Below are 19,811 nucleotides of genomic sequence, written 5' to 3' on the forward strand. Positions count from 1 at the left end.
AGGCTTTTTTTGAATATTTTTAATTATAGCGTTTTCGGAGCGCCTACAGTTTCATTCAAATGTTTACGAACAGTATTGAATGAAAAGTTTTTTGAATCCATGCGTTTAGGAAGGATATATGCACCTTGTTGTTCATCACCTTTTGGTGTTTTTACTTTAAAGTTCACCAAAATGAAGTCAGGTGAGCTATACCACTCATAAATATCTTTCCAACCGATTGTTGCAGTACCTTCTTGAACGCCCATTTTTTGGCGCATGACGATACCGTGTGGTTGAACACCAAGACGAAGACCTTTAATTTCCTGAACTGGGAATTCATTCATTTTACGTTTCACATACCACTCAAGACCGAATCGTTTAATCAGGTAGAAGAGGGCAACGAACACGATAACAACCCAACAAAATACAGTTGAGTAAGTAGAGTAGTAGTTAATCAGTCCAGCGGTCACTAAAGAAAGCACCACAAGCGAAATCATAATGATCCACGCTTTGCGACTAAATTTATTAGTACTACGCCAAATCATAAGTTGAGCTTGACGTTGTTCAGCTTCGGAAACTTCGTAGGGAACAGGTTGTAGCGTATAAGCGTATAGCGTTTTGGCGGTCATAGTATAAAAAATGAGTGTAGAACTAGGTTAAGTTTAGCATTAATTAGCAGTCAAAGATATTATGCCAATGGTGGATAAATCAAAGAGATGCAAACTCAGTGCCATCCTGATTTGGCTCATGACTCAAGCTTTGTTTAAGCATGCTTAAGCGAGTCAAAATACCAAACATGAGTGATAATTGTTGCAAAATAATCAAGGATTTTGGATCCCCTTCATCATGAGTACTGAGTCGTTGACGTATGGTTTGTAACATGTTTTGCGCGGATAAATCTGGAACCTCATCACGCAATAATGTGCCTTTAATATCATCTAGGGCTTGATCAAGTAAAGCCAATACTTCTTGATCATGGATTTGTGCTCGATGTGCACCTAAGGCTGCGATATAGCTCAAAAAGGTATGACTCAAACACAAGAACTCGAATGCAAGTGACTTTTGTGTTGGATCAATATTTGGCTCAGTTGCTAATGTGGAAATTAAAGAAGCAACTTCTGCATCGGTATTGTGCGCTGCGCGACGAACTACACGATAATTGAGCGCATTATTTTTACCTTCGTGGTATTGCTGAACTACTTCCGAAAGATAATTACATTGGGCTTCTATAGAACGCTGGATGGTACGTGGCAGCCGGCGAAATTTCCAATCGGGCCAAATAAAACTCACGCCAAACCATGCGAGGGCACATCCGATAAGTGTATCGATAAATCTTGGAAATCCTGCAGCAAATGCAGAACCATCAAGATTAAAGTTGATCAGTGCCAAGATAGTGATGAATGCAGTTGCTTGAGCATATTGCTTACTTCTTAGTTCGAAAAATAACACACCGCTTAAAACAAGCATCACCAATTGCCCTTCAAGTGAAGGAATAAAATAGATAATCGCCAATCCAACAATAATGCCGATTAATGTACCCACTATACGCAAATATAAGCGGCGTTTTGTGGCGTTGAAGTTTGGCTGACATACGAACAGTGCAGTGAGTAAAATCCAGTATCCATATGCAATATTGGTAACTTGAATAAAAATATAGCCAATAAATAAAACGATAGATAAACGGACAGCGTGTCGAAATAAAACAGATTCAGGTGTGAGATGCTGTTTGACTCGAACAAAAATATCATTCCAACCTTTGAGATCATCATCTTTAAGTTGGTGTTCAGTTTGTTGAGCGTTGATCAGTTGCAAATCGCGTTCTGTTTCTAAATTTTGCAGTTGGGCATCGATCGATTTTAAATTTTGATAGAGTGCAAATAAGGCATTTACACGTACTTGATCATAAATATTATCTTCACGTAATTTTTCTAATGACAGTCTAAGATTTTCAAAACTATGTTGAAATCTTTTGTTGTGCGTATAACGTGTGCGATTCAAGATACATTGCGCTAAGTCCTGACATGCTTTGCCTTGAATGGTAAGAATACGTTGGAAACGAAATAAAATATCACTGTGTTGAAACAGTTTGGCGAGTTTTTGATAATCAATATGAGCGGAATCAGCACGCTCGTGAATATCTTGAGCTACAAAATAATACTGCAAGCTGCGTCGCGTATCTTTTTGACCTCGGTCTCCTTTGAGACGAGTGACTAGTGCTACACGTAAATTATTGAATAATGTAATTAATTTTCCATTTTCGAGTGCTAAATCAATCATGCTTTGTTGGTAGCTTGATGCGGTCATATCCACATCAAACAGGTTTGATTTAGCATATAAAAAACTACCTAAAGCATTATAAGATGCTGATAGTTGATCTTGTAATTGACGAACTGGAAATAATAAGAAGCTGATGGTTGAAATCAGACCATACCATGCCGCTCCGATCACAAGTAATGCAGGTTGCAAATACCAGTCTTCAAATAGATGAACACCGAGCATGGTATATACCGAAACCACCAAGCATCCATAAGCAATCGTGGCGTAACGTCGCCCTAACGAACCTAACAGAATCCAGCCAATACAAGAGGCGATCAAACCAAAAGCGAATGCGAAAGGGTAGGGAAATAATAATTGAACGGATGCTGCGGTAATAAAAAAACCGATGTAGGTGTAGATTAAGTTCATGATCCGCACAGAAAAGCGATCATCAATATCACTGATACCCGCAGCAACTACACCTAAAGTTAATGGAATCGTAGCTAGTTGAAAATCTAATAAATAAGGAACAAAAGCTGTACCTACAAACGCGATCAACATCCTCACGTTATACATAAACGTGGTGTTATAAGTTAATTGTTTTAAACGTCCAAACCAAGGATTCAAGCGCTGTCCTTTTCGTATCGTGTCATGGAATTATTGTATGGGAACTGACATCTCAAAAGTGCTAGTCAGCCTGTATTATTATGCACAAAATAGCATGAGAGTGTTAAGCTTAGATCAGGAATAAACTTGAAAAGTGAAGTATTATGAAGGTCGAGCAGTCTAATTCACGTCAATATTCAACAACTTGGATTATGTTGCTTGCACTCCTTACCGCTTTAGGTCCTTTATCAATTGATATGTATTTACCCGCTTTGCCTCAAATGGCAGAGGAGTTTGGGGTAAGCACGCAAATGGTCGCAAATACTTTGCCTGCCTATTTTTTAGGGCTTGCGATTGGTCAACTTATCTATGGTCCAGTGAGCGATCGGATTGGTCGAAAAAAACCTTTGTATTTGGGTTTAACCCTTTATGTGATTGCCAGTCTGGCTTGTGTATTTGCAAGTAATGAATGGGCATTAATCATTGCACGTATTTTTCAAGCGCTTGGGGGCTGTGTCGGTGTCGTTATTGCGCGCGCTGCGATTCGTGATCGGCTGGATGTTCAAGGTTCAGCTCAAGCATTTTCAAGTATGATGATTGTCATGGGGCTAGCACCTATTTTAGCACCTATGTTTGGCGCTTGGATTCTGAACTTTTTCCCTTGGGAAATGATTTTTGCTGCATTGGCTATTATTGGTGTGATCTGTTGGTTATGTGTCCATTTCTTTTTTAAAGAGTCTTTGCCAATTGAGCGTCGTCTCAAGCTTTCCACTTATCAAGTCACAACGCTTTATGCCGCAATTCTAAAAGATGCGAGCTTTAGAGTCCCCATGTTTGCAGGCTGTCTGACAGGTGCAGCTTTGTTTTGTTACATCAGTTCTGCATCAGCGGTCTTTATGGGGCAATATGGATTATCTCAACAGCAATTCTCCTATGCATTCGCTTTCAATGCTGCTGGAATTATGTTGATGTCTTCTTTGAATAAGCATCTCAATACACGAATGGATATTTATCCCCGTCTTCGTTTAGGCGGTTCGATTCAGTTCCTTGGTGCTGTATGTGTTGTGTTTGCAGGATCAATGCATAACGCTCCGTTGTGGATATTGATGTCTGGTTTATTTTTTGTAGTGTCTGGAATCGGGTTGACTGGTCCAAATGCAATGGCTTTGGCGATGTCTAAACAAGGTGCTCGAGCTGGAACTGCGAGTGCGATCATGGGAAGTATGCAGTTTGCATGTGGTTTATTAGGTGGTGTTATTCTGAACTTTTTGATTTGGAAAGCATCATTGAACATGGGGCTCATGATGTTGATGTTTACTTCAGCAGGACTGGTCGCTATCTTTAAGGTTGGAAGGCAACAGAACAGTATCTCTATGTAGAGATACTGTGATCATTAAAGTTTACTCATCAACAAAGACAGTAAAATTTTCGACAGGTTCGCGTGGTGTAATAAAGGTATTCACGATGTGATTTGGATCGGCATATCCTAATGCAATTGCACAAATAAGCTCTTCATCATCTGGTGCTCCAAGTACATCTAAGACAATCGGATAAAAGTGATTCCATGCAGCTTGAGGGCAAGTATCCAAACCACGTGCTTTAGCAGCGACCATCACATTTTGAATCATCATCGAAATATCCATCTTCGATCCGATTCCCATCGCTTTGTTGACAGTAAAGAAAAGTCCAACAGGCGCATCAAAAAGCTGAAAGTTACGCAGTTGTTGTGCTGCCATTTTTTCCTTTTCGCCTTTTTGAATACCTAATAATCCGTATAGACCCCAACCATTTGCACGACGACGATCAATAAATGGTGAAATCCAATTTTCTGGATAATATGCAAAAGTTTCTTTGTAGTGCTCTGCTAATTCTGGTTTTTGAAATAACTCAAGCTGAGCTGCACAGACGCGCTCAATCATCTCAGCGCGTTTGTTTCCAGTAAGCACATAAACCTTCCATGGTTGAGTGTTTGTACCTGATGGTGCTCGGCTTGCAACTGACAAAATGTCTTTAATCGTTTGTACATCAACAGGTGTATCTAGAAATGCACGTACTGAGTGGCGAGAAGTAATTGCTTCATCAACATAACGGACTTGTTCCGTATTCATATAAACTCCAGCTCTTTTAGCTATTTTCTCATTGGGTGAGACTATAAATGAATCTGGTGTTTTTGCAGATGGTTTTTTAGTCGTATTGCAAAATTTGTTTTAAAAGTAATCGTATTTTCGTTTCATCAGTAAAAGCTGAATAATTTATGCGCGGTTTTGTTTTGTTTGTGTGAAAAAGAAATATATTTGTAACATAATGAAATAGAACTATTATTTAGCCAAAATTGTTTAAAACTGAGTTTTTATTCGAATAAAAAAATACACACAATATTCTAAATTTATGCATAATACGCCCTTTTTAAAAATTGATTAGGGTTTCCTTACTGATTGGGTGAGGGGGATTTTCTATTACAAACATAGTGAATTTATCCAATTTTATGTTTGTAGAAATGTTGAAATATACATCGAATATAAGGAGCTTCTCATGAGTTTACCTCTCATCCGTAAGCCGTTCTTGATTCAGGGTTTGGCATTTACTGTTGCTATCTTGATGATGAACACGACACAGGCTGCTACTGAGCAAGAGCAAATTCAACAACTTCGTGATGAAGTTAAAGAGTTGCGTGCTTTACTTGAACAATATGTTCCTCAATCAAAACAAAAAACTACATTGCCTGTTTCAGATTCAGCTCAAGTTCTAGCTGCTCAGACTACAACTCCATCATCTGATACAAATAAAAAATCGCCACTCTCTTTTCAAACAGCATCTGGTGCTGATGTAAAGTTATATGGTTTCTTGCGTGGAGATGCTTCTTATCAAGCCAAAGGTGGCGATGGTATTTTTAACCGAATTAATAAAGTCGATCTCGAAAATAATGAGAAAAATAGTGACCGTTTTTATAGCACTGCGACCGTGACTCGTTTGGGCTTAGATTTTAAAGCACCTGTACAAGGTGCAGATGTTGGTGGAAAGCTAGAAGTTGATTTTCGCGGTGGAACTAACAACGATACAATCCGTATCCGTCATGCGTATTTGACTTATAACGACTGGTTGTTTGGTCAAACTACATCAACATTCTTGGCGACAGATCTGCAACCTGAGATGCTTGATTTCAATTCACCTTTGGGTATTGGTACATATCGAACTCCAATGGTTCGCTACAGTGGTTCTTTGAATCCTGTCACGAGTTATGCGATTGCATTGGAAAAAGGTAGTGATGATAATCGTGCACCTGCACTTAGCTCGAAAATCAAATACGATTTTGCAGAGGGTAAGGGGACAACTTCAGCTCGTGCACTTTTAACAGAAGTGCGTAGTAAAGAAGCCTTTGATAAAGATTATCACCAACTCAGTGCAAATGAATCTGACTTAGGTTGGGGGATTGCGCTGGGTGCAAAATACAAATTTACAGATTCTTTGCAAGCGATGCTTGATTACTCACATGTGAAAGGTGATAGCAAATTTTTGCTTTACACCAATAATGCGTTCAATGTGAATCCGACAAATTATGATTTAAATCTCAATGAATTTGATGCTGTGACTGTGGGCACAACGTATCAGATCACGCCAAAAGTTCGTAGCACTTTGGCGTATGGCGCGATGTTTGCTAAAGATAACAATGCATTTGCTCAACATGCATTGCAAGATACTGCGCAAAACAAAACGCTACAACAAGGTTGGTTGAATCTAATGTTTTCACCTGTTACGCCAATCACGTTCGGTTTAGAGTATATCTATGGCGAACGCAAAACCTTCAATGGTCAAAAAGGTAAGGATAACCGTGTAGGAGCAATGGCTCGCTATAACTTCTAACCTATCCTATAGGTGTAATCATCCGTGAAAACCATCTGTTAATACAGGCTGAGTTCTTACAAAGAACTGTATGTTTTTTATTAACTTGATTGAGTTTTCACTCATTTTGAGAGTTACTGTTTTATTAGTTGTGTGATGGAAAAACTATCTAAAAACTAATGAAATAAACGGAAGAGGATATGGAATTTACTTTCAATGGTTTTTATACCCTAATTTCGGCGGTTATCGTCTTGTTATTAGGGCGTCTGCTCGTTAATAAAATTGACTTCTTAAGACGTTACAACATCCCAGAGCCTGTCGCAGGTGGTTTGGTTGCAGCAGTTGTATCTTTGCTGGTGCACTCAATGTGGGGATATAGCATTGTTTTCAGCAGTCAATTGCAAACAAGTTTTATGCTGATCTTCTTTGCTTCAATTGGTCTAAGTGCCAATTTTATGAAGCTTCGTGAGGGGGGGATTGGACTCGTTATATTCTTGATCTGTGTGGCTTCTTTTATCGTTGTACAAGATGTGGTTGGGATGAGTCTAGCAACTTTGTTGGGCATTGATCCACTTATTGGTTTGATCGCAGGCTCTGTGACTTTGACGGGTGGACATGGGACTGCTGGTGCTTGGGGAGAAATTTTTGAAACTCAGCATGGGATTCAAGGTGCTCTTGCATTAGGGATGGCAAGTGCCACATTCGGATTGATTATTGGTGGGGTTATTGGTGGTCCACTGGCTAAATTATTGATCAATCGTTATAGCCTAGCTCATGCAAAAACACCATTTGAAATTAATTATCGCGATACACATCTCGATAAACATCCAGATGAGCTTGCACCTTTTGAAAACCCGCATCAAGTGCGTTTAATCACAGCTGATAATGCAATTACAACACTAGGTATGTTCGCTGCCTGTCTTGCTTTCGCTGAGTTTATGACGGGCTATAGCAAAGGAACATGGTTCGAGTTACCAACCTTTGTTTGGGCGCTTGGTGGTGGGGTTATTCTCCGAAATATTTTAGAAGGTGTCTTAAAAGTCGACATCTTTGATCGTGCGATTGATGTATTTGGTAATGCATCACTTTCATTGTATTTGGCAATGGCATTGCTTTCGTTGAAGTTATGGCAATTAGCAGATTTGGCAGGTCCGTTGGTTGTGATTTTAGGTGCTCAGACACTTACTATGGCTTTATATGCAGCTTTTGTAACCTTCCGTGTGATGGGTAAAAACTATGATGCTGCTGTTCTTGCTGCGGGTCACTGTGGTTTTGGTATGGGGGCAACACCGACTGCGGTTGCAAATATGCAAGCCATTACGAATATGTATGGACCTTCCCATAAAGCGTTCTTAATTGTTCCGTTATGTGGTGCATTCTTTGTCGATTTAATTAACGCAACAGTAATTCAAGTTATCTTGAAATTCTTTGCCTAAGTCGGATCAAAAGCCCGATATGAGGCTTTTTTGATTCATCTATTTTTATCGTATATGTGTTTGATATACATATAATTTATTAAAGCGAATAAGTGATGAATGAACAATTAAATGCCACGCTGATGTCGTGGGTGCAATTCTTTAATGATCCGCTCTGGAATTTCTTGGTTGTCTTGTTGGTTGCAGTGGGTGTGTTTTACACATTAATCACAGGCGCGGTACAGCTTCGCTTATTTTTACACAGTATTCGTGTCATGAAAGGCAGCCGTAAAGAATGTGTGGACGAGCACGGGATTACACCGTTTCAGGCATTCGTTACAGGACTGGCAAGTCGTGTAGGGGTGGGTAACGTAGCTGGTGTTGCGATTGCGATTGCGATTGGTGGTCCGGGTGCGGTGTTTTGGATGTGGTTTACTGCATTCTTAGGTATGAGTTCTGCATTTGTGGAATCATCGCTCGCACAGTTATTTAAGGTACGAGATCATCAAAATAAACAATTCCGTGGTGGACCTGCGTATTACATTACTCAAGGTTTAAAGCAAAAATGGTTAGGGATTGTTTTCGCACTTTCTCTCATTTTAGCTTATGGTTTTGTGTTTAATGCTGTACAAGCGAATGCGATTATTGGTGCAACTTCTCATGCTTGGGGATGGGATAAAGCCAATCTAACTTTAGGTTTGGGTGGTTTAGACCTAGAAATCTCATGGGTTGGCATTGGACTAGTGACAATGACAGCATTGATTATTTTTGGTGGTATTAAACGTATCGCAAAAGTTGCTGAAGGTATCGTGCCATTCATGGCATTGCTTTACATAATCGTGGCTTTGTACATTGCCATCATCAATCTGCCAATCTTGCCAGAAATCTTTAAACTTATTTTCACAAAAGCTTTTGAGTTTGAAGCAGCAGCTGGTGGTTTCTTCGGTGCTATGATTTCTATGGCAATGATGATGGGGATTAAACGTGGTTTATTCTCAAATGAAGCAGGTATGGGTTCTGCCCCAAATGCTGCTGCTGCATCAGATGTAAAACATCCAGTAAACCAAGGTTTAGTGCAAATGCTAGGTGTCTTTGTAGATACCTTCGTTGTGTGTTCATGTACTGCGATTATCATTATGGTGTCAGGCATGTATCACGAAGCTGGTTTTGAAGGCGTAACGTTAACGCAAAAAGCGCTTGAGAGTCAGATTGGCAGTTGGGGCGGTGGTTTCCTCGCTATTATTCTGTTCTTATTTGCCTTTACGTCGATTATTGGTAACTATGCATATGCGGAAAGTAATGTGCAGTTCATCAATAACAATCCTAAAATTATGCTTGTTTTCCGTATTTTAGTATTAGTTATGGTGTACTTCGGTGCAATCACTAGTGTTCCATTGGTTTGGTCTATGGCAGATTTATCGATGGGATTGATGGCAACTATTAACCTGATCGCAATTCTATTGCTGACTCCGATAGCATTGATTTTATTGAAAGATTATACCTCTCAGCTTAAAAAAGGGATTAAAGAACCTGAGTTTAAGATTGATAACTATCCTGAATTGAAGAAAAAAGTCGATTCCGATATTTGGTAAATTGATAAAAAGCTCCTGTAAAGGAGCTTTTTTTATGTGGTATAGAAATCAGTCAGCAAAGAATTGATACAGCTTTTAAAAATCGCTTGGAGTAAAATTTGAGAGAGATATAAAGTGAATATGGCATCAAATGCAGATGAAACAGCTTAAATTATTGACTCTAGGACTATCGATGATGTTTGTGGCGGGTTGCCAAACCACATCACATCTACGACCTGTTGTAGAAGATGCTCAGGTACAAACCATGAGTCAACCTTTTGCTGCGATCAAAAAACAACAGAAACGTCCTGTCATTGCGCTAGTATTAGGAAGTGGTGGTGCGAGAGGATATGCTCATATCGGAGTGATCGAAGTACTTGAACAGCAAGGCATCCGACCTGATTTGATCGTAGGTACAAGCGCAGGCAGTATCGTGGGTTCAATATATGCCAGTGGTAAAAGCGCAGCTGAATTAAGAGATATTGCACTCAAACTCAAAGCCAATGATGTACGTGATGTAAATGTGAGCCTCAAAGGTTTCTTTGATGGTAAAAAAGTTGAAGACTATGTCAATCAACAAGTGCTTAACACGCCACTACAAAAGTTAAAAATTCCAATGTATGTGGTTGCAACTGAACTCAAAAATGGGACGAAAACCGTATTTAACTATGGCAATACAGGTCAAGCTGTGCGTGCATCGACTTCTATTCCAAGTATGTTTGTGCCGACTAAGATTCGTAATGTCGAGTATGTTGATGGTGGGCTAGTGAGTCCTGTCCCAGTTGAAGTAGCACGGGAACTAGGTGCGGATATTGTGATTGCTGTAGATATTTTGGCGCAGCCAATACATACCGAAACTACCAATGTGTGGGGTTTGTTCAATCAAAATATTAATATCATGCAAGGGCGATTAGCCGAAGAAGAATTGAAAGATGCGGATGTCGTGATTCAACCTGATCTACGTGAAAAGGCACATATCTTTGATGTGAAAGGACGTGAAATGACTATGCAAGCTGGGATTGATGCAGCACAGGCTAAACTTGAGGATATTCAATCGACAATTCAAAGTAAGCAAAATTCAGCTACTCAAGCGCAGCAAGATTTTGCACTAAAAATTGATTCTGTAGCACCTTAATTTGCTATTTTACTGTCAGTAAATCAATACAAGATAAGGCTTGGTTTGCTGGCAGATGTTTTTTATAAAACAATTTGTAAATCCTCTACAAAAAGCTATGAAAAAATCAAGAAAACAGGTAAATAACTACAATTCATTAAACTTTTTATTAAACAAATTTAAGTTTTGCATTATAGGATGACGCATCGACGTCATCAGTAACACCACAAGGATTGTTAAACACGATGTTTAAATCATTTTTTCCTAACCCACGCCTATTTTTTATATCGGTGATTGTATGGTTAGCGCTCAACATGCTGCTTTGGTACACAGGTGGGCATGGATGGGGAGAGTACTTGGGTTTTCCGAAAGATTATGCTGAAGCTGAATTACCGATTGGCGTGAGTCGCTTTTGGTCCGCAGCCTTTATTTGGTTCTATATTTGGTTTTTAGTATCCACAGCGTTATTCGCTACCTTTTGGCGATTTCTATCTGATAATAAATGGCAAAAGTGGTCGATTTGGGGATCGGCATTCATTCTGTTTAATATCTGGTTTGGTGTTCAGGTGAGTGTTGCGATTAACGCATGGTATGGTCCATTCTGGGACATGATCCAAAAAATGCTCAGCGATGGTGGTGGTGACATCAATGATCTTTACAAAGGCACTTTGACATTTCTTTATATCGCGATGGTGGCAGTCACATTTGCAGTCATTAATGCATTTTTTACCAGTCACTACGTATTCCGTTGGCGCACAGCAATGAATGAATATTACACTGCCAACTGGGATAAGCTGCGACATGTAGAAGGTGCGTCACAGCGTATACAAGAAGATACCATGCGCTTTGCGACCATCATGGAAGACTTAGGGGTGGAGTTAATTAAGTCAGTGATGGTACTAATCGCATTCTTACCTTTATTGTTCCAAATCTCGCAGAAAGTTCCAGTCTTACCGATTGTGGGAGAAATTGAACATTCTTTGGTGTGGGCGGCTGTTGTATGGGCGATTGCTGGTACAGTTATTCTAATGTTAGTCGGGCAGAAACTTCCTGGTTTGCAATTCAATAATCAAAAGGTTGAAGCTGCTTATCGTAAAGAGTTAGTCTATGGTGAAGACCATGAGAATCGTGCTGATCCTGTTACGTTAAAAGAGTTATTTAGTAAGGTACGAGTCAATTACTTTAGACTTTACTTTCATTATGCCTACTTTAACTTAGTGGCAATTTGGTACAAGCAACTCGATATTTTATATAGCCTTGTCGTATTATTCCCTGCAATCGCATCTGGAAAAATGACGCTTGGTTTGATTAACCAAATCAGTAATATTTTTGATAAAGTCCGGGAATCATTCCAATATTTGATCAGTTCATGGAAAACGATTATTGAACTATTATCGATTCATAAGCGTCTAAAAGCTTTTGAATCGATTCTTGATAAGGACTAAACCCTACAAAGGAAAAACCTGCTTCGTGCAGGTTTTTTATTGCTTAAAGTAGGCAAATTCCTAATCCAGCACCTAATGCCATGACCCACAAAGGATGAACTTTTTTAAACATCCCAAGAATTGCAGTCAAGATCACAATTAAGATCAGTAAGGCATTTTGTGCAGAAGCATCTGCAATTAGCCATGCACTGACTAAGACTAAACCGACTGTAATTGGCTTTAAGGCTTTTTCAAATTTTGCTCGTAAAGGATGCTCCTTAAAGCGTTGCCAAAATTTAAGCACATACACTGTGATAATAGATGATGGACCAAACTTCGCTAAGGATGTAACCAATAGACCCGCTGGACCAGCGACATGCCAACCAACTAGCGGCACGATCATCATATTGGGGCCGGGTGCAGCCTGTGCCATTGCAAAAAGCGAACTAAATTGTTCCGCAGTCATCCATTGATGTACGGTTACAACTTGATGCTGCATTTCAGGAAGGATGGCATTACCACCACCAAAAGCTAGTACAGAGAGTTGTGTAAAGACGATCACTAATGTCCATAAGATCATGATTTTTTCACTCCAAGTACTAACAAATTAATCGCAAGTAAAACAAATAAAGTCAGTGCTAAAGGAAGTTTGATCAGCAGCATAAATACAAAGGTCAATGCAATCGTCAAAACAGTAAGATAGCTTTTTAAAATGGGGCGTAACATTTTAAATCCTGTGGCAAACAATAAGCCAGCTGCAGCTGCCGCTAGTCCTTTGATCATGTGTTGCACCGCAGTTAAATATTGGAAATGCTCATAGACTTGGTAAATGATCAAGACAATCGCTGTTGGAGCTGAAATTAAGCCTAGTACAGAACTGATAGCACCTTTAATACCTTGGAATTCCATGCCTATCGCAACTGACATATTGATAATATTACCGCCAGGAAGTAACTGACATACGCCAAGTAAATCTGTAAATTTTCCTTCATCTATCCATTTTTTATCTTCAACAATAATGCGATGGGCTAAGGGTAGTACCCCACCGAATCCCATTAATCCTAACTGCATAAATCCCGTAAATAATGCCTTGCAATCAGGCGCTTCTGATACTGGTTCACGCTCCATTGATATTGCTTCGGCTTTCATCGGGACACCTCCTCATCTCTTTTACTCATGATAGGATGGTGGAATAGTGGTATATTTACAAATGCTATTTTTTACATCATCTATACTTTTAAGGTATGTTTAATGGATATTCATAAGCTTCAAGCATTCGTTGCTGTGGTTGAAGAAAGTAATATTTCAAAAGCTGCTGTTCGTCTGCATATGCAACAACCACCATTAACTCGTTTAATCAAAAGTTTAGAAGAAGAACTCAATACCGCTTTATTAAAACGTTTACCTCGTGGTGTAGAAGTTACAGAAGCAGGAAAGGTCTTATATCAAGAAGCGATTACAATTTTGGCACATGCCCAGTCAATTCCTAAAAGAGTCAGAAATATTGCACAGGGTTTAGAAGGGCAGATTAATATTGGCTTTACCAATTCAGCAGGATTACATTCATTTTTACCTGCGTTGTTACGCCAGTTTCGTGAAGAGTTTCCTACTGTGGCCATTCATTTAGAAGAAGACAGCAGTAGTGCATTAACAGATGCGGTGATTAATGAAAAACTAGATATTGTATTTCTACGGAAGCCAGCGCCCATTCATAAAGATGTGCAAAGTCTCCATGTGTTAGATGAACCGCTAATCGTGGCTTTACCAAGCAATCATCCATTGGTAGAAAAAAACGGTGCGATTCGCTTACTTGATTTGGAACCATATGAATTTGTACTTTACCGCCGTTTAGCAGGGCAAGACTTATTCGATAATATTTTGGCAAATTGCTATCAGGCAGGTTTTAGCCCGAATATTGTCCAAGAAGCCCCACGTTTGACATCAAGTCTCAACCTGATCGCAGCAGGGATCGGACTCTCAATCGTACCGGCTTCGATTCAAGACTTTTGGAATAAACAAATTATTTACCGTCCTTTGGAAGCCAAGAAACCTTGTATTGCACCGATCTATGCAATTTATAGAGCCAAAGATAATAATGTTCGAGTAGCACATTTTTTGGATTTACTTAAAGCGAGCCAAGTATTAGAAAATGCGTCTACTACTAATGCGTAAAGTGATAGAAGTTTAAAATTGGTCCAACCAAATGTTGTTGAGATTTATCTAGGGTAACTTTGATTTCTTGAAAGTTAAAATCGCTATCATCACGATATTTCGCTATGCCATGGGTTTTGTTATTCATCTTCGGAATCTGATAACTAAAGAAAGCAACGTATTTGGATGGATGTACTACATGAATTAACTTTTGTGTGTCTTTATAACCGCCAAATTCATTCTCAATGCTTTCTTTTAAAAGGTTTGGAAAATAAAGAGTTGCGTAGGGCATACCGCAACCAACACAAACTGAAGAATCATATAGTTCAATCGCTTGTTTTTGATTCGTGCTCATTAGCAATGCTGAACCTGTACCATTTGCCCCTGCGTTTGCTTCGATATCTTGCCAGTCTTTTGGGACGAGCACAGCACCAATTTCAGGTAGTCCGACCAATTTAAGTTGCTTTGCCAGATTAGCATCTAGCTTAAAATCAAAATGACAGCTTTTTGCTGTACACGATTTAAAGTCTTTTAACAGTCCATCATCGAAGGGATTAGGCGCGGTAACACCATAAAAAGGAACGCGAACATCATTGCTAAAGGAGACTTCACCCAATGCATATATTTGATTCATTGCTTGGCGTTGTTTTATCGTATTTGAAAATTGAGGAAAAATTGGTTCAAATTGACTGACTCCAGCGTGAGTTATTGGAGCAGACAACAGTAATAAAATCGTGGAAATAGAGCATAATAATTTCATTTTTAAAATTTGGTCAAATCAACGTAGTTTGAATCTTCTATCTTCTGCAATAATATGATTTAACACAAGGGTGCCGTAGTCATTTAAACGCTTTACCATACTTTATAAAAATACGAGTGATAAAAAATGAATCCGATGAAAAATATACTTTCTGTTTGCTGTTTTGTGGCGCTAAGTTGTCCTGCTTTTGCGCAGGAAATCAAAGGAATTTCATTTTCACATCAGGATTGGGAAATATATTGTACCAATACAGGAACATGCCGAGCAGCAGGCTATTCGGATGAATATAGCAATGATCAAACTCAGCCTGCATCACTCTTACTGACACGTAAGGCTGGAGCAAAGCAAGCTGTCAGTGCTGAATTTGCGTTAGGTAATTTGGAGCAAGAATCTCTATCTCCAGCTAAACTTAAGAATTTACGTTTTTATGTGAATGGAAAAGATTTAGGGCAAGTGACTGTTGATGGTGCGGACTTCCCAATCATGGGAAAACTCACTGCCGCTCAGGTCAATGAATTGCTGCATCAAGCCAAACAAAAGACAGATATTGTATTTAAAAATCCAATGTCCAATGGCGTATCTCTGATACAGGTATGACTGCTGCATTATTGAAAATGGATGATTTTCAAAAGCGAGTCGGTACGGTTGGGGCGCTAATTAAACAAGGCAAAGCTGATGAATCAAAAGTGTTATCCGCTCAACCCAAACTCACATTGAAACAAGTAAAAACCTCAGATCAGCCATATTTAACTTTAGAACCAACACATAAACGTTATGCCGCCATTAACCAAATCTTAATGGCTGCTCAACCATCACCCAAAGAAGATGATTTCTGTAATGGACTTTATGATTACGATTCTGATGGATCGAAACCCCAAGCAATTCAATTCTACAAACTCACAAATCATAAAGTTTTGGCGATGACGATCTGTTGGCGTGGAGCGTATAACGAAGGATATGGTGCTTGGGTGTTAGATGAATCACTCACGGGTAAAGCAACTTTTGTGACGGAACATGCCTCGGATTTTTATGAAGGTATAATTCAGAGTGCTCAGAAAGGTCGTGGCATCGGGGATTGTTGGTCAAGTGATGAGTGGATATGGGATGGTCAGAAATTTGTACACACTAAAGATATGTGGACAGGCATGTGTAAAGGGCTTGCTGCGGGCGGGGTATGGGAACTAGATAAAATCGAAGCTGTTGTAAAATAAAGCGTTACATCAATAAAAATAGCCTAAGGAAATATCATGCTGAATAATAAAATTCATTTAAGTAGGTTGATTTTAACGGTTTCATTTAGTTGTTTTAGTTCTTCAATTTTTGCTGCGCCATTACAGATATTAGAGCTTAAAAAAGGACAACTCAGTCAGGTTGAGCAGACGCAAATTTGTGAACAACTTAAAGATCTCTGCCAACAGCAAGCGCAATGGCGCAGTTTAAAAACAGTAGATCAAAATCTATGGCTATTGTCAGGAAGTGATATTGCGCAATTTCGTCTATCGACAACTGGACTTAAATTAACCCATCAGTGGCGTATACAATTAGCACCCTATGAGGAAATGGCACGGACTAGCCAATATATTTTTCCTAAACTATTTCCAATGACTGAAAACCGTTATGCGATTGCTCAGATTGATACCTTTTCAGAAATGTATTCAGGTGGTGGCGCAGGGATTGAGCGTGCTAATTTTTATGAGTTAAAGGATTTAGGGCAGACACATCGCTTTATTGAAAATTATCCTTTTAGTTTTAATCGCATGATTCGTGCGTGTTTCTCTGAGCGGGATTATGAAACTTCAAAAGGTAAATGTCACGATGAAGATAGTTTGAGTCTAGATATTCGTCCGCTTAAGCCGATGTTGTGGCAATTCCGTTATCGTTATAGTTTAGATGTATCACCAGCATCAGATTCAGGTGAAAAATCATTTAAGGGTAGTCGCAATCTCAATATTGATCTAAACAAAGTACCACAGCAGCCAAATATTCCTGCACATTGGGATTATCAAGGACAAGGTTAAGTTCGGGTTTTACATTTTGCCTAATTTTTTAGGCTTTGGACTTAAGCAATTTACAGCGCCATAACAGATGATTTGTATAGTGCGTGGTACAAAGAGACTGACTGCTTTTTGGAACTTTGCTCATGTCTCCTATTTATACCTCATCTCGCCCTAAATTTTCTCGTTTAAGTCGTTCTGTGATCATGGCTGCGGCTGTGTTGGGGACAATGCAAATAGCTATAGCAGGGCCAACAGTTGATCAACTGAGTGATTGTTTGGTGAAAGCCACTACCGCAGCAGATAAAACCACGGTGTTGCAATGGACATTTACGGCTTTAGCAGCGCATCCTGATTTAAAGGGTTTTAGTAGTGTCACGCCTGAGCAAAAGAATCAGTTAGATCAGAAATTGGCACAGGTTTTACAGCGTGTGATTGTGGAGCAGTGTTCGACTCAGACTAAGGCGGTGATTCAGGCTGAGGGGATTCAAGCGGTTGGTGAGGCTTTTCAGCAGTTAGGTCAAAGTGCAGGTGAGGATATTGTCAAAGACCCAGCGGTAAGACAGCAGTTGCAAGGCACGTTGCGTTATATTGATTTAAATAAATTGGTTACGACTTTTTTAACACCTGATATCTGGAATAAGTTGGGTGTGTTAAGAGGGGGGTAGTTTTAAACGCTCCTTTTGGAAAAAGCGTTTAGGCAGAGCACTTACATCAAATCGGGATAAAAATTTTCATATTCAGGATTGGGTTCTGGTGTCACTTTTAAATTGCCTTGATAGCCTTTAATAAAACTATGAATTTCTTTTCTCGGTTGTTCATGCCAGCCAATATTAAATGCACAAAGTTTTGGGAAAAATTGTAGGTGGTTGTAATTCAAATTATTATGAATCCAATAGGCGAGTTGTTGCCAATTGGCTTGATCTTTTTCATATAGCTCTAAAAATGATGGAATGACAATACACGCCGTTGCCCCATAACCTTTTGCATCGGGATAGTCCCAAATGTGACTGGCAAAGTTTTTCTCGTTGCTGGCGCAGTTATGTCCTTTTTCATTGCCGAGTTGATTGACGCTTGGAGAACGATATGCCGAGCGAATCGTAATTCGTCCAAATTTATCTTGGAGTGGTTCGAGCAGTTGCTCGCACAGTTGTGTACCTGTGTAGATGGCTTTTTCAGGATGATCGGGGAAGTTGGGTACACCATACCAATTAGCGATTTCGCTATAGAGGAAGTCACGCATGAAGAAAGACTTTGAAAGTTGGATACGTCCTAAGTCTTCAAGTTTAGTAATAGAGGATACTTTTTTGATATTCATTTGTATTTGTCTTGCAAGTATTTTGCAGTGTTTTCTAAAGTAGGGTAAATTGTTCTAAGATTAATATTTATAAGATCTAGGTCTTTTAAAATTTTCGATTTAGCAGAACCAGCGATTCTAATTCTATGAATTTGATAGTCTGAATCTGATCTTTCATTCATTTTAGCTTTTAGACCAAATAACAAAAACGCTCCAGTTTGAGCTAAGATACGTTTATTGTTAAGTTTGCTTTTAATGCATATAACACGGTTTAAATCGCTTGGTTTAACTAAATTTTGAAAATAGGGTTTTTCCTCTTTAATAAAATGTAAGAATTTTTTATGAGAAGTTAGGCTATAATTTAGCTTGTTAGGAAATGGTTTTTTAAGCAAAAAATAAGTAAGGCTATTTTTGTCATTTATATTAAGTTTAGCAATATTTGTTATACAACTAACCGTATCAGAGTCATAATATTTAATATTTTTTTGTTTGGTCTAATAATAATTACTTCTCCATCTTCATTATTTTTATTCTGACAAGCAAAAATAAAGCAGTTAACGGATTAGAAGTTATATCCAATAATCTAGTATATAAACCAAAATGTTGCATTCTAGTCAAAATTTCTAGAGCATTTTTATCGTCATTAAATGGGAGGGGTTCATTTATAATTAATTCTCTATAAAGTTTATCTTCATTATGTAGATAAACTCTTTTCCCATTATAAAATCTAAAATTTGAAGGTTCTAACCTATACGTTAATGAAGAATGCCCTCTAAAAAATCTTTCATTGAAATCTGGATTTTCAATATTTATTAGTTTAATCATTTTTCTAAAGAAAGATTCTAAATCTGTTACGCTTTCTTTCTCAGTTTCATTGGAATCTTCTATTATTTTCCTGAATAGTTCGGGATTGAAATACAATAAATCATCACTATAATTTTTTATATGATTAATATAAATATTTTCTTTATCTAAGGTGATAATTTGAATAAGTATATCGCTTTCATCTCTTCTAAATCTATTTAGTGAATCTAATTCGATAATATCATTTTTTGAATAAATCTTTTTTTTGGGTATTTATAAAAGAAAATTCTATAATTGAATTTTCTTTTTCATATACGGCATTTTTCAATTTACATAAATAGATGTCGCCTAATTCATTTGTGATTATAAAGGGGATATGAGTTAACCAAGATAGTTTTTCACTATCTAATATTTTATAAAAAATTTGAAGTTCGGTTGATGCATTAGAAAGTATTAAGTCAGCAGCAAAAATCCTTAAGCTCTTTTTATCGATTATTTCTTTTAGATAGGATGAAGTTGTAGATATATATGCAATAGTCTGATTCATAAGAAACCCCGCATTAAGCGAGGTTCTTATAACATGAAATCAATTAATTAGCG

At 38.4% G+C, this 19,811-nt stretch carries 19 protein-coding genes and 1 pseudogene; 10 read left to right on the plus strand and 10 right to left on the minus strand.

Features of this window, described 5'->3' with window-relative positions; genetic code table 11:
* Positions 1–23: 23 nt before the first annotated feature.
* The gene (locus MKL32_RS15970) at positions 24–608 is read right to left on the minus strand and encodes a YcxB family protein (RefSeq protein ID WP_004908704.1); all 585 of its coding nucleotides are present in this window, start codon (positions 606–608) and stop codon (positions 24–26) included.
* 79 nt (positions 609–687) lie between these two features.
* A complete protein-coding gene (gene yccS, locus MKL32_RS15975; protein WP_004908702.1) occupies positions 688–2,862 on the minus strand; it encodes a YccS family putative transporter in 2,175 nt (724 codons plus the stop codon).
* A 143-nt stretch (positions 2,863–3,005) separates the two neighbouring features.
* Between yccS and MKL32_RS15980 the strand changes: the two genes are divergently transcribed.
* Positions 3,006–4,220 (plus strand): multidrug effflux MFS transporter, encoded by a 1,215-nt coding sequence (locus tag MKL32_RS15980; RefSeq protein ID WP_270900754.1) that lies wholly within the window; start codon positions 3,006–3,008, stop codon positions 4,218–4,220.
* 21 nt (positions 4,221–4,241) lie between these two features.
* On the opposite strand, the gene MKL32_RS15985 is transcribed toward MKL32_RS15980, so the two are convergent.
* Positions 4,242–4,949: a nitroreductase gene (locus MKL32_RS15985; protein WP_270900755.1), complete on the minus strand. Its 708-nt coding sequence runs from the start codon at positions 4,947–4,949 to the stop codon at positions 4,242–4,244.
* Positions 4,950–5,373: 424 nt separating this feature from the next.
* On the opposite strand from MKL32_RS15985, the gene MKL32_RS15990 reads away from it, so the two are divergent.
* From MKL32_RS15990 to sbmA, 5 genes are all read left to right on the plus strand, one after another.
* Positions 5,374–6,702: a DcaP family trimeric outer membrane transporter gene (locus tag MKL32_RS15990; protein ID WP_270900756.1), complete on the plus strand. Its 1,329-nt coding sequence runs from the start codon at positions 5,374–5,376 to the stop codon at positions 6,700–6,702.
* Positions 6,703–6,881: 179 nt separating this feature from the next.
* Entirely contained in the window at positions 6,882–8,117 is a 1,236-nt protein-coding gene (gene gltS, locus MKL32_RS15995; RefSeq protein WP_270900757.1) for a sodium/glutamate symporter, read from the plus strand.
* A gap of 95 nt (positions 8,118–8,212) precedes the next feature.
* A complete protein-coding gene (locus MKL32_RS16000) occupies positions 8,213–9,688 on the plus strand; it encodes an alanine/glycine:cation symporter family protein (protein WP_125272464.1) in 1,476 nt (491 codons plus the stop codon).
* A gap of 136 nt (positions 9,689–9,824) precedes the next feature.
* Complete coding sequence (locus tag MKL32_RS16005; RefSeq protein ID WP_039047154.1) at positions 9,825–10,802, plus strand: patatin-like phospholipase family protein; 978 nt, start codon at positions 9,825–9,827, stop codon at positions 10,800–10,802.
* A gap of 224 nt (positions 10,803–11,026) precedes the next feature.
* On the plus strand, positions 11,027–12,226 hold the full coding sequence (gene sbmA, locus MKL32_RS16010) for a peptide antibiotic transporter SbmA (protein WP_039047131.1): 1,200 nt from the start codon (positions 11,027–11,029) through the stop codon (positions 12,224–12,226).
* Between the two features lie 43 nt (positions 12,227–12,269).
* Here the strand turns inward: sbmA and MKL32_RS16015 are convergent, their stop codons facing one another.
* Positions 12,270–12,785 (minus strand): chromate transporter, encoded by a 516-nt coding sequence (locus tag MKL32_RS16015; RefSeq protein WP_039047132.1) that lies wholly within the window; start codon positions 12,783–12,785, stop codon positions 12,270–12,272.
* Positions 12,782–13,354, minus strand: a complete 573-nt coding sequence (locus MKL32_RS16020) for a chromate transporter (protein ID WP_039047133.1) — start codon at positions 13,352–13,354, stop codon at positions 12,782–12,784. Before MKL32_RS16020 ends, MKL32_RS16015 begins: the two co-directional genes overlap by 4 nt.
* Before the next feature lie 102 nt (positions 13,355–13,456).
* Between MKL32_RS16020 and MKL32_RS16025 the strand changes: the two genes are divergently transcribed.
* Positions 13,457–14,377, plus strand: a complete 921-nt coding sequence (locus MKL32_RS16025; protein ID WP_039047134.1) for a LysR family transcriptional regulator — start codon at positions 13,457–13,459, stop codon at positions 14,375–14,377.
* Here MKL32_RS16025 and MKL32_RS16030 read toward each other — a convergent pair.
* Positions 14,367–15,116 (minus strand): DUF4850 domain-containing protein, encoded by a 750-nt coding sequence (locus MKL32_RS16030; protein WP_039047135.1) that lies wholly within the window; start codon positions 15,114–15,116, stop codon positions 14,367–14,369. The genes MKL32_RS16025 and MKL32_RS16030 overlap by 11 nt on opposite strands.
* 126 nt (positions 15,117–15,242) lie before the next feature.
* Here MKL32_RS16030 and MKL32_RS16035 point away from each other — a divergent pair.
* From MKL32_RS16035 to MKL32_RS16045, 3 genes and pseudogenes are all read left to right on the plus strand, one after another.
* Positions 15,243–16,327 (plus strand): annotated as a pseudogene (locus MKL32_RS16035) (DUF1176 domain-containing protein).
* Positions 16,328–16,363: 36 nt separating this feature from the next.
* Positions 16,364–17,134, plus strand: a complete 771-nt coding sequence (locus MKL32_RS16040) for a hypothetical protein (RefSeq protein WP_270900758.1) — start codon at positions 16,364–16,366, stop codon at positions 17,132–17,134.
* A 122-nt stretch (positions 17,135–17,256) separates the two neighbouring features.
* Positions 17,257–17,778, plus strand: a complete 522-nt coding sequence (locus tag MKL32_RS16045) for a hypothetical protein (protein WP_270900759.1) — start codon at positions 17,257–17,259, stop codon at positions 17,776–17,778.
* A gap of 41 nt (positions 17,779–17,819) precedes the next feature.
* Here the strand turns inward: MKL32_RS16045 and MKL32_RS16050 are convergent, their stop codons facing one another.
* The 4 genes from MKL32_RS16050 to MKL32_RS16065 all read right to left on the minus strand — a co-directional run bounded on the left by MKL32_RS16050 (position 17,820) and on the right by MKL32_RS16065 (position 19,758).
* Positions 17,820–18,428 carry a hypothetical protein gene (locus tag MKL32_RS16050; RefSeq protein ID WP_039047139.1) on the minus strand — a complete coding sequence of 203 codons (609 nt, stop codon included), beginning with the start codon at positions 18,426–18,428 and terminating at the stop codon, positions 17,820–17,822.
* The gene (locus tag MKL32_RS16055; RefSeq protein ID WP_052242919.1) at positions 18,425–18,799 is read right to left on the minus strand and encodes a hypothetical protein; all 375 of its coding nucleotides are present in this window, start codon (positions 18,797–18,799) and stop codon (positions 18,425–18,427) included. Before MKL32_RS16055 ends, MKL32_RS16050 begins: the two co-directional genes overlap by 4 nt.
* 112 nt (positions 18,800–18,911) lie before the next feature.
* On the minus strand, positions 18,912–19,328 hold the full coding sequence (locus MKL32_RS16060) for an FRG domain-containing protein (RefSeq protein ID WP_052242920.1): 417 nt from the start codon (positions 19,326–19,328) through the stop codon (positions 18,912–18,914).
* 124 nt (positions 19,329–19,452) lie between these two features.
* Positions 19,453–19,758 (minus strand): hypothetical protein, encoded by a 306-nt coding sequence (locus tag MKL32_RS16065; RefSeq protein ID WP_039047140.1) that lies wholly within the window; start codon positions 19,756–19,758, stop codon positions 19,453–19,455.
* Positions 19,759–19,811: the final 53 nt, after the last annotated feature.

This window comes from Acinetobacter sp. AOR34_HL (genome assembly GCF_027854795.1).
GTDB classification, from domain to species: domain Bacteria; phylum Pseudomonadota; class Gammaproteobacteria; order Pseudomonadales; family Moraxellaceae; genus Acinetobacter; species Acinetobacter junii.

Excerpts from the sequence above, each read along its gene's own strand:
- MKL32_RS16045 (WP_270900759.1), top strand. The coding sequence starts at position 17,257 with ATGTCTCCTATTTATACCTCATCTCGCCCTAAATTTTCTCGTTTAAGT.
- MKL32_RS16025 (WP_039047134.1), top strand. The coding sequence starts at position 13,457 with ATGGATATTCATAAGCTTCAAGCATTCGTTGCTGTGGTTGAAGAAAGT.
- MKL32_RS16000 (WP_125272464.1), top strand. The coding sequence starts at position 8,213 with ATGAATGAACAATTAAATGCCACGCTGATGTCGTGGGTGCAATTCTTT.
- sbmA (WP_039047131.1), top strand. The coding sequence starts at position 11,027 with ATGTTTAAATCATTTTTTCCTAACCCACGCCTATTTTTTATATCGGTG.
- MKL32_RS16065 (WP_039047140.1), bottom strand. The coding sequence starts at position 19,758 with ATGAATCAGACTATTGCATATATATCTACAACTTCATCCTATCTAAAA.
- MKL32_RS15980 (WP_270900754.1), top strand. The coding sequence starts at position 3,006 with ATGAAGGTCGAGCAGTCTAATTCACGTCAATATTCAACAACTTGGATT.
- MKL32_RS15990 (WP_270900756.1), top strand. The coding sequence starts at position 5,374 with ATGAGTTTACCTCTCATCCGTAAGCCGTTCTTGATTCAGGGTTTGGCA.
- MKL32_RS15970 (WP_004908704.1), bottom strand. The coding sequence starts at position 608 with ATGACCGCCAAAACGCTATACGCTTATACGCTACAACCTGTTCCCTAC.
- MKL32_RS16030 (WP_039047135.1), bottom strand. The coding sequence starts at position 15,116 with ATGAAATTATTATGCTCTATTTCCACGATTTTATTACTGTTGTCTGCT.
- MKL32_RS16020 (WP_039047133.1), bottom strand. The coding sequence starts at position 13,354 with ATGAAAGCCGAAGCAATATCAATGGAGCGTGAACCAGTATCAGAAGCG.
- MKL32_RS16040 (WP_270900758.1), top strand. The coding sequence starts at position 16,364 with ATGCTGAATAATAAAATTCATTTAAGTAGGTTGATTTTAACGGTTTCA.
- MKL32_RS16005 (WP_039047154.1), top strand. The coding sequence starts at position 9,825 with ATGAAACAGCTTAAATTATTGACTCTAGGACTATCGATGATGTTTGTG.
- MKL32_RS16050 (WP_039047139.1), bottom strand. The coding sequence starts at position 18,428 with ATGAATATCAAAAAAGTATCCTCTATTACTAAACTTGAAGACTTAGGA.
- MKL32_RS16015 (WP_039047132.1), bottom strand. The coding sequence starts at position 12,785 with ATGATCTTATGGACATTAGTGATCGTCTTTACACAACTCTCTGTACTA.
- gltS (WP_270900757.1), top strand. The coding sequence starts at position 6,882 with ATGGAATTTACTTTCAATGGTTTTTATACCCTAATTTCGGCGGTTATC.
- MKL32_RS15985 (WP_270900755.1), bottom strand. The coding sequence starts at position 4,949 with ATGAATACGGAACAAGTCCGTTATGTTGATGAAGCAATTACTTCTCGC.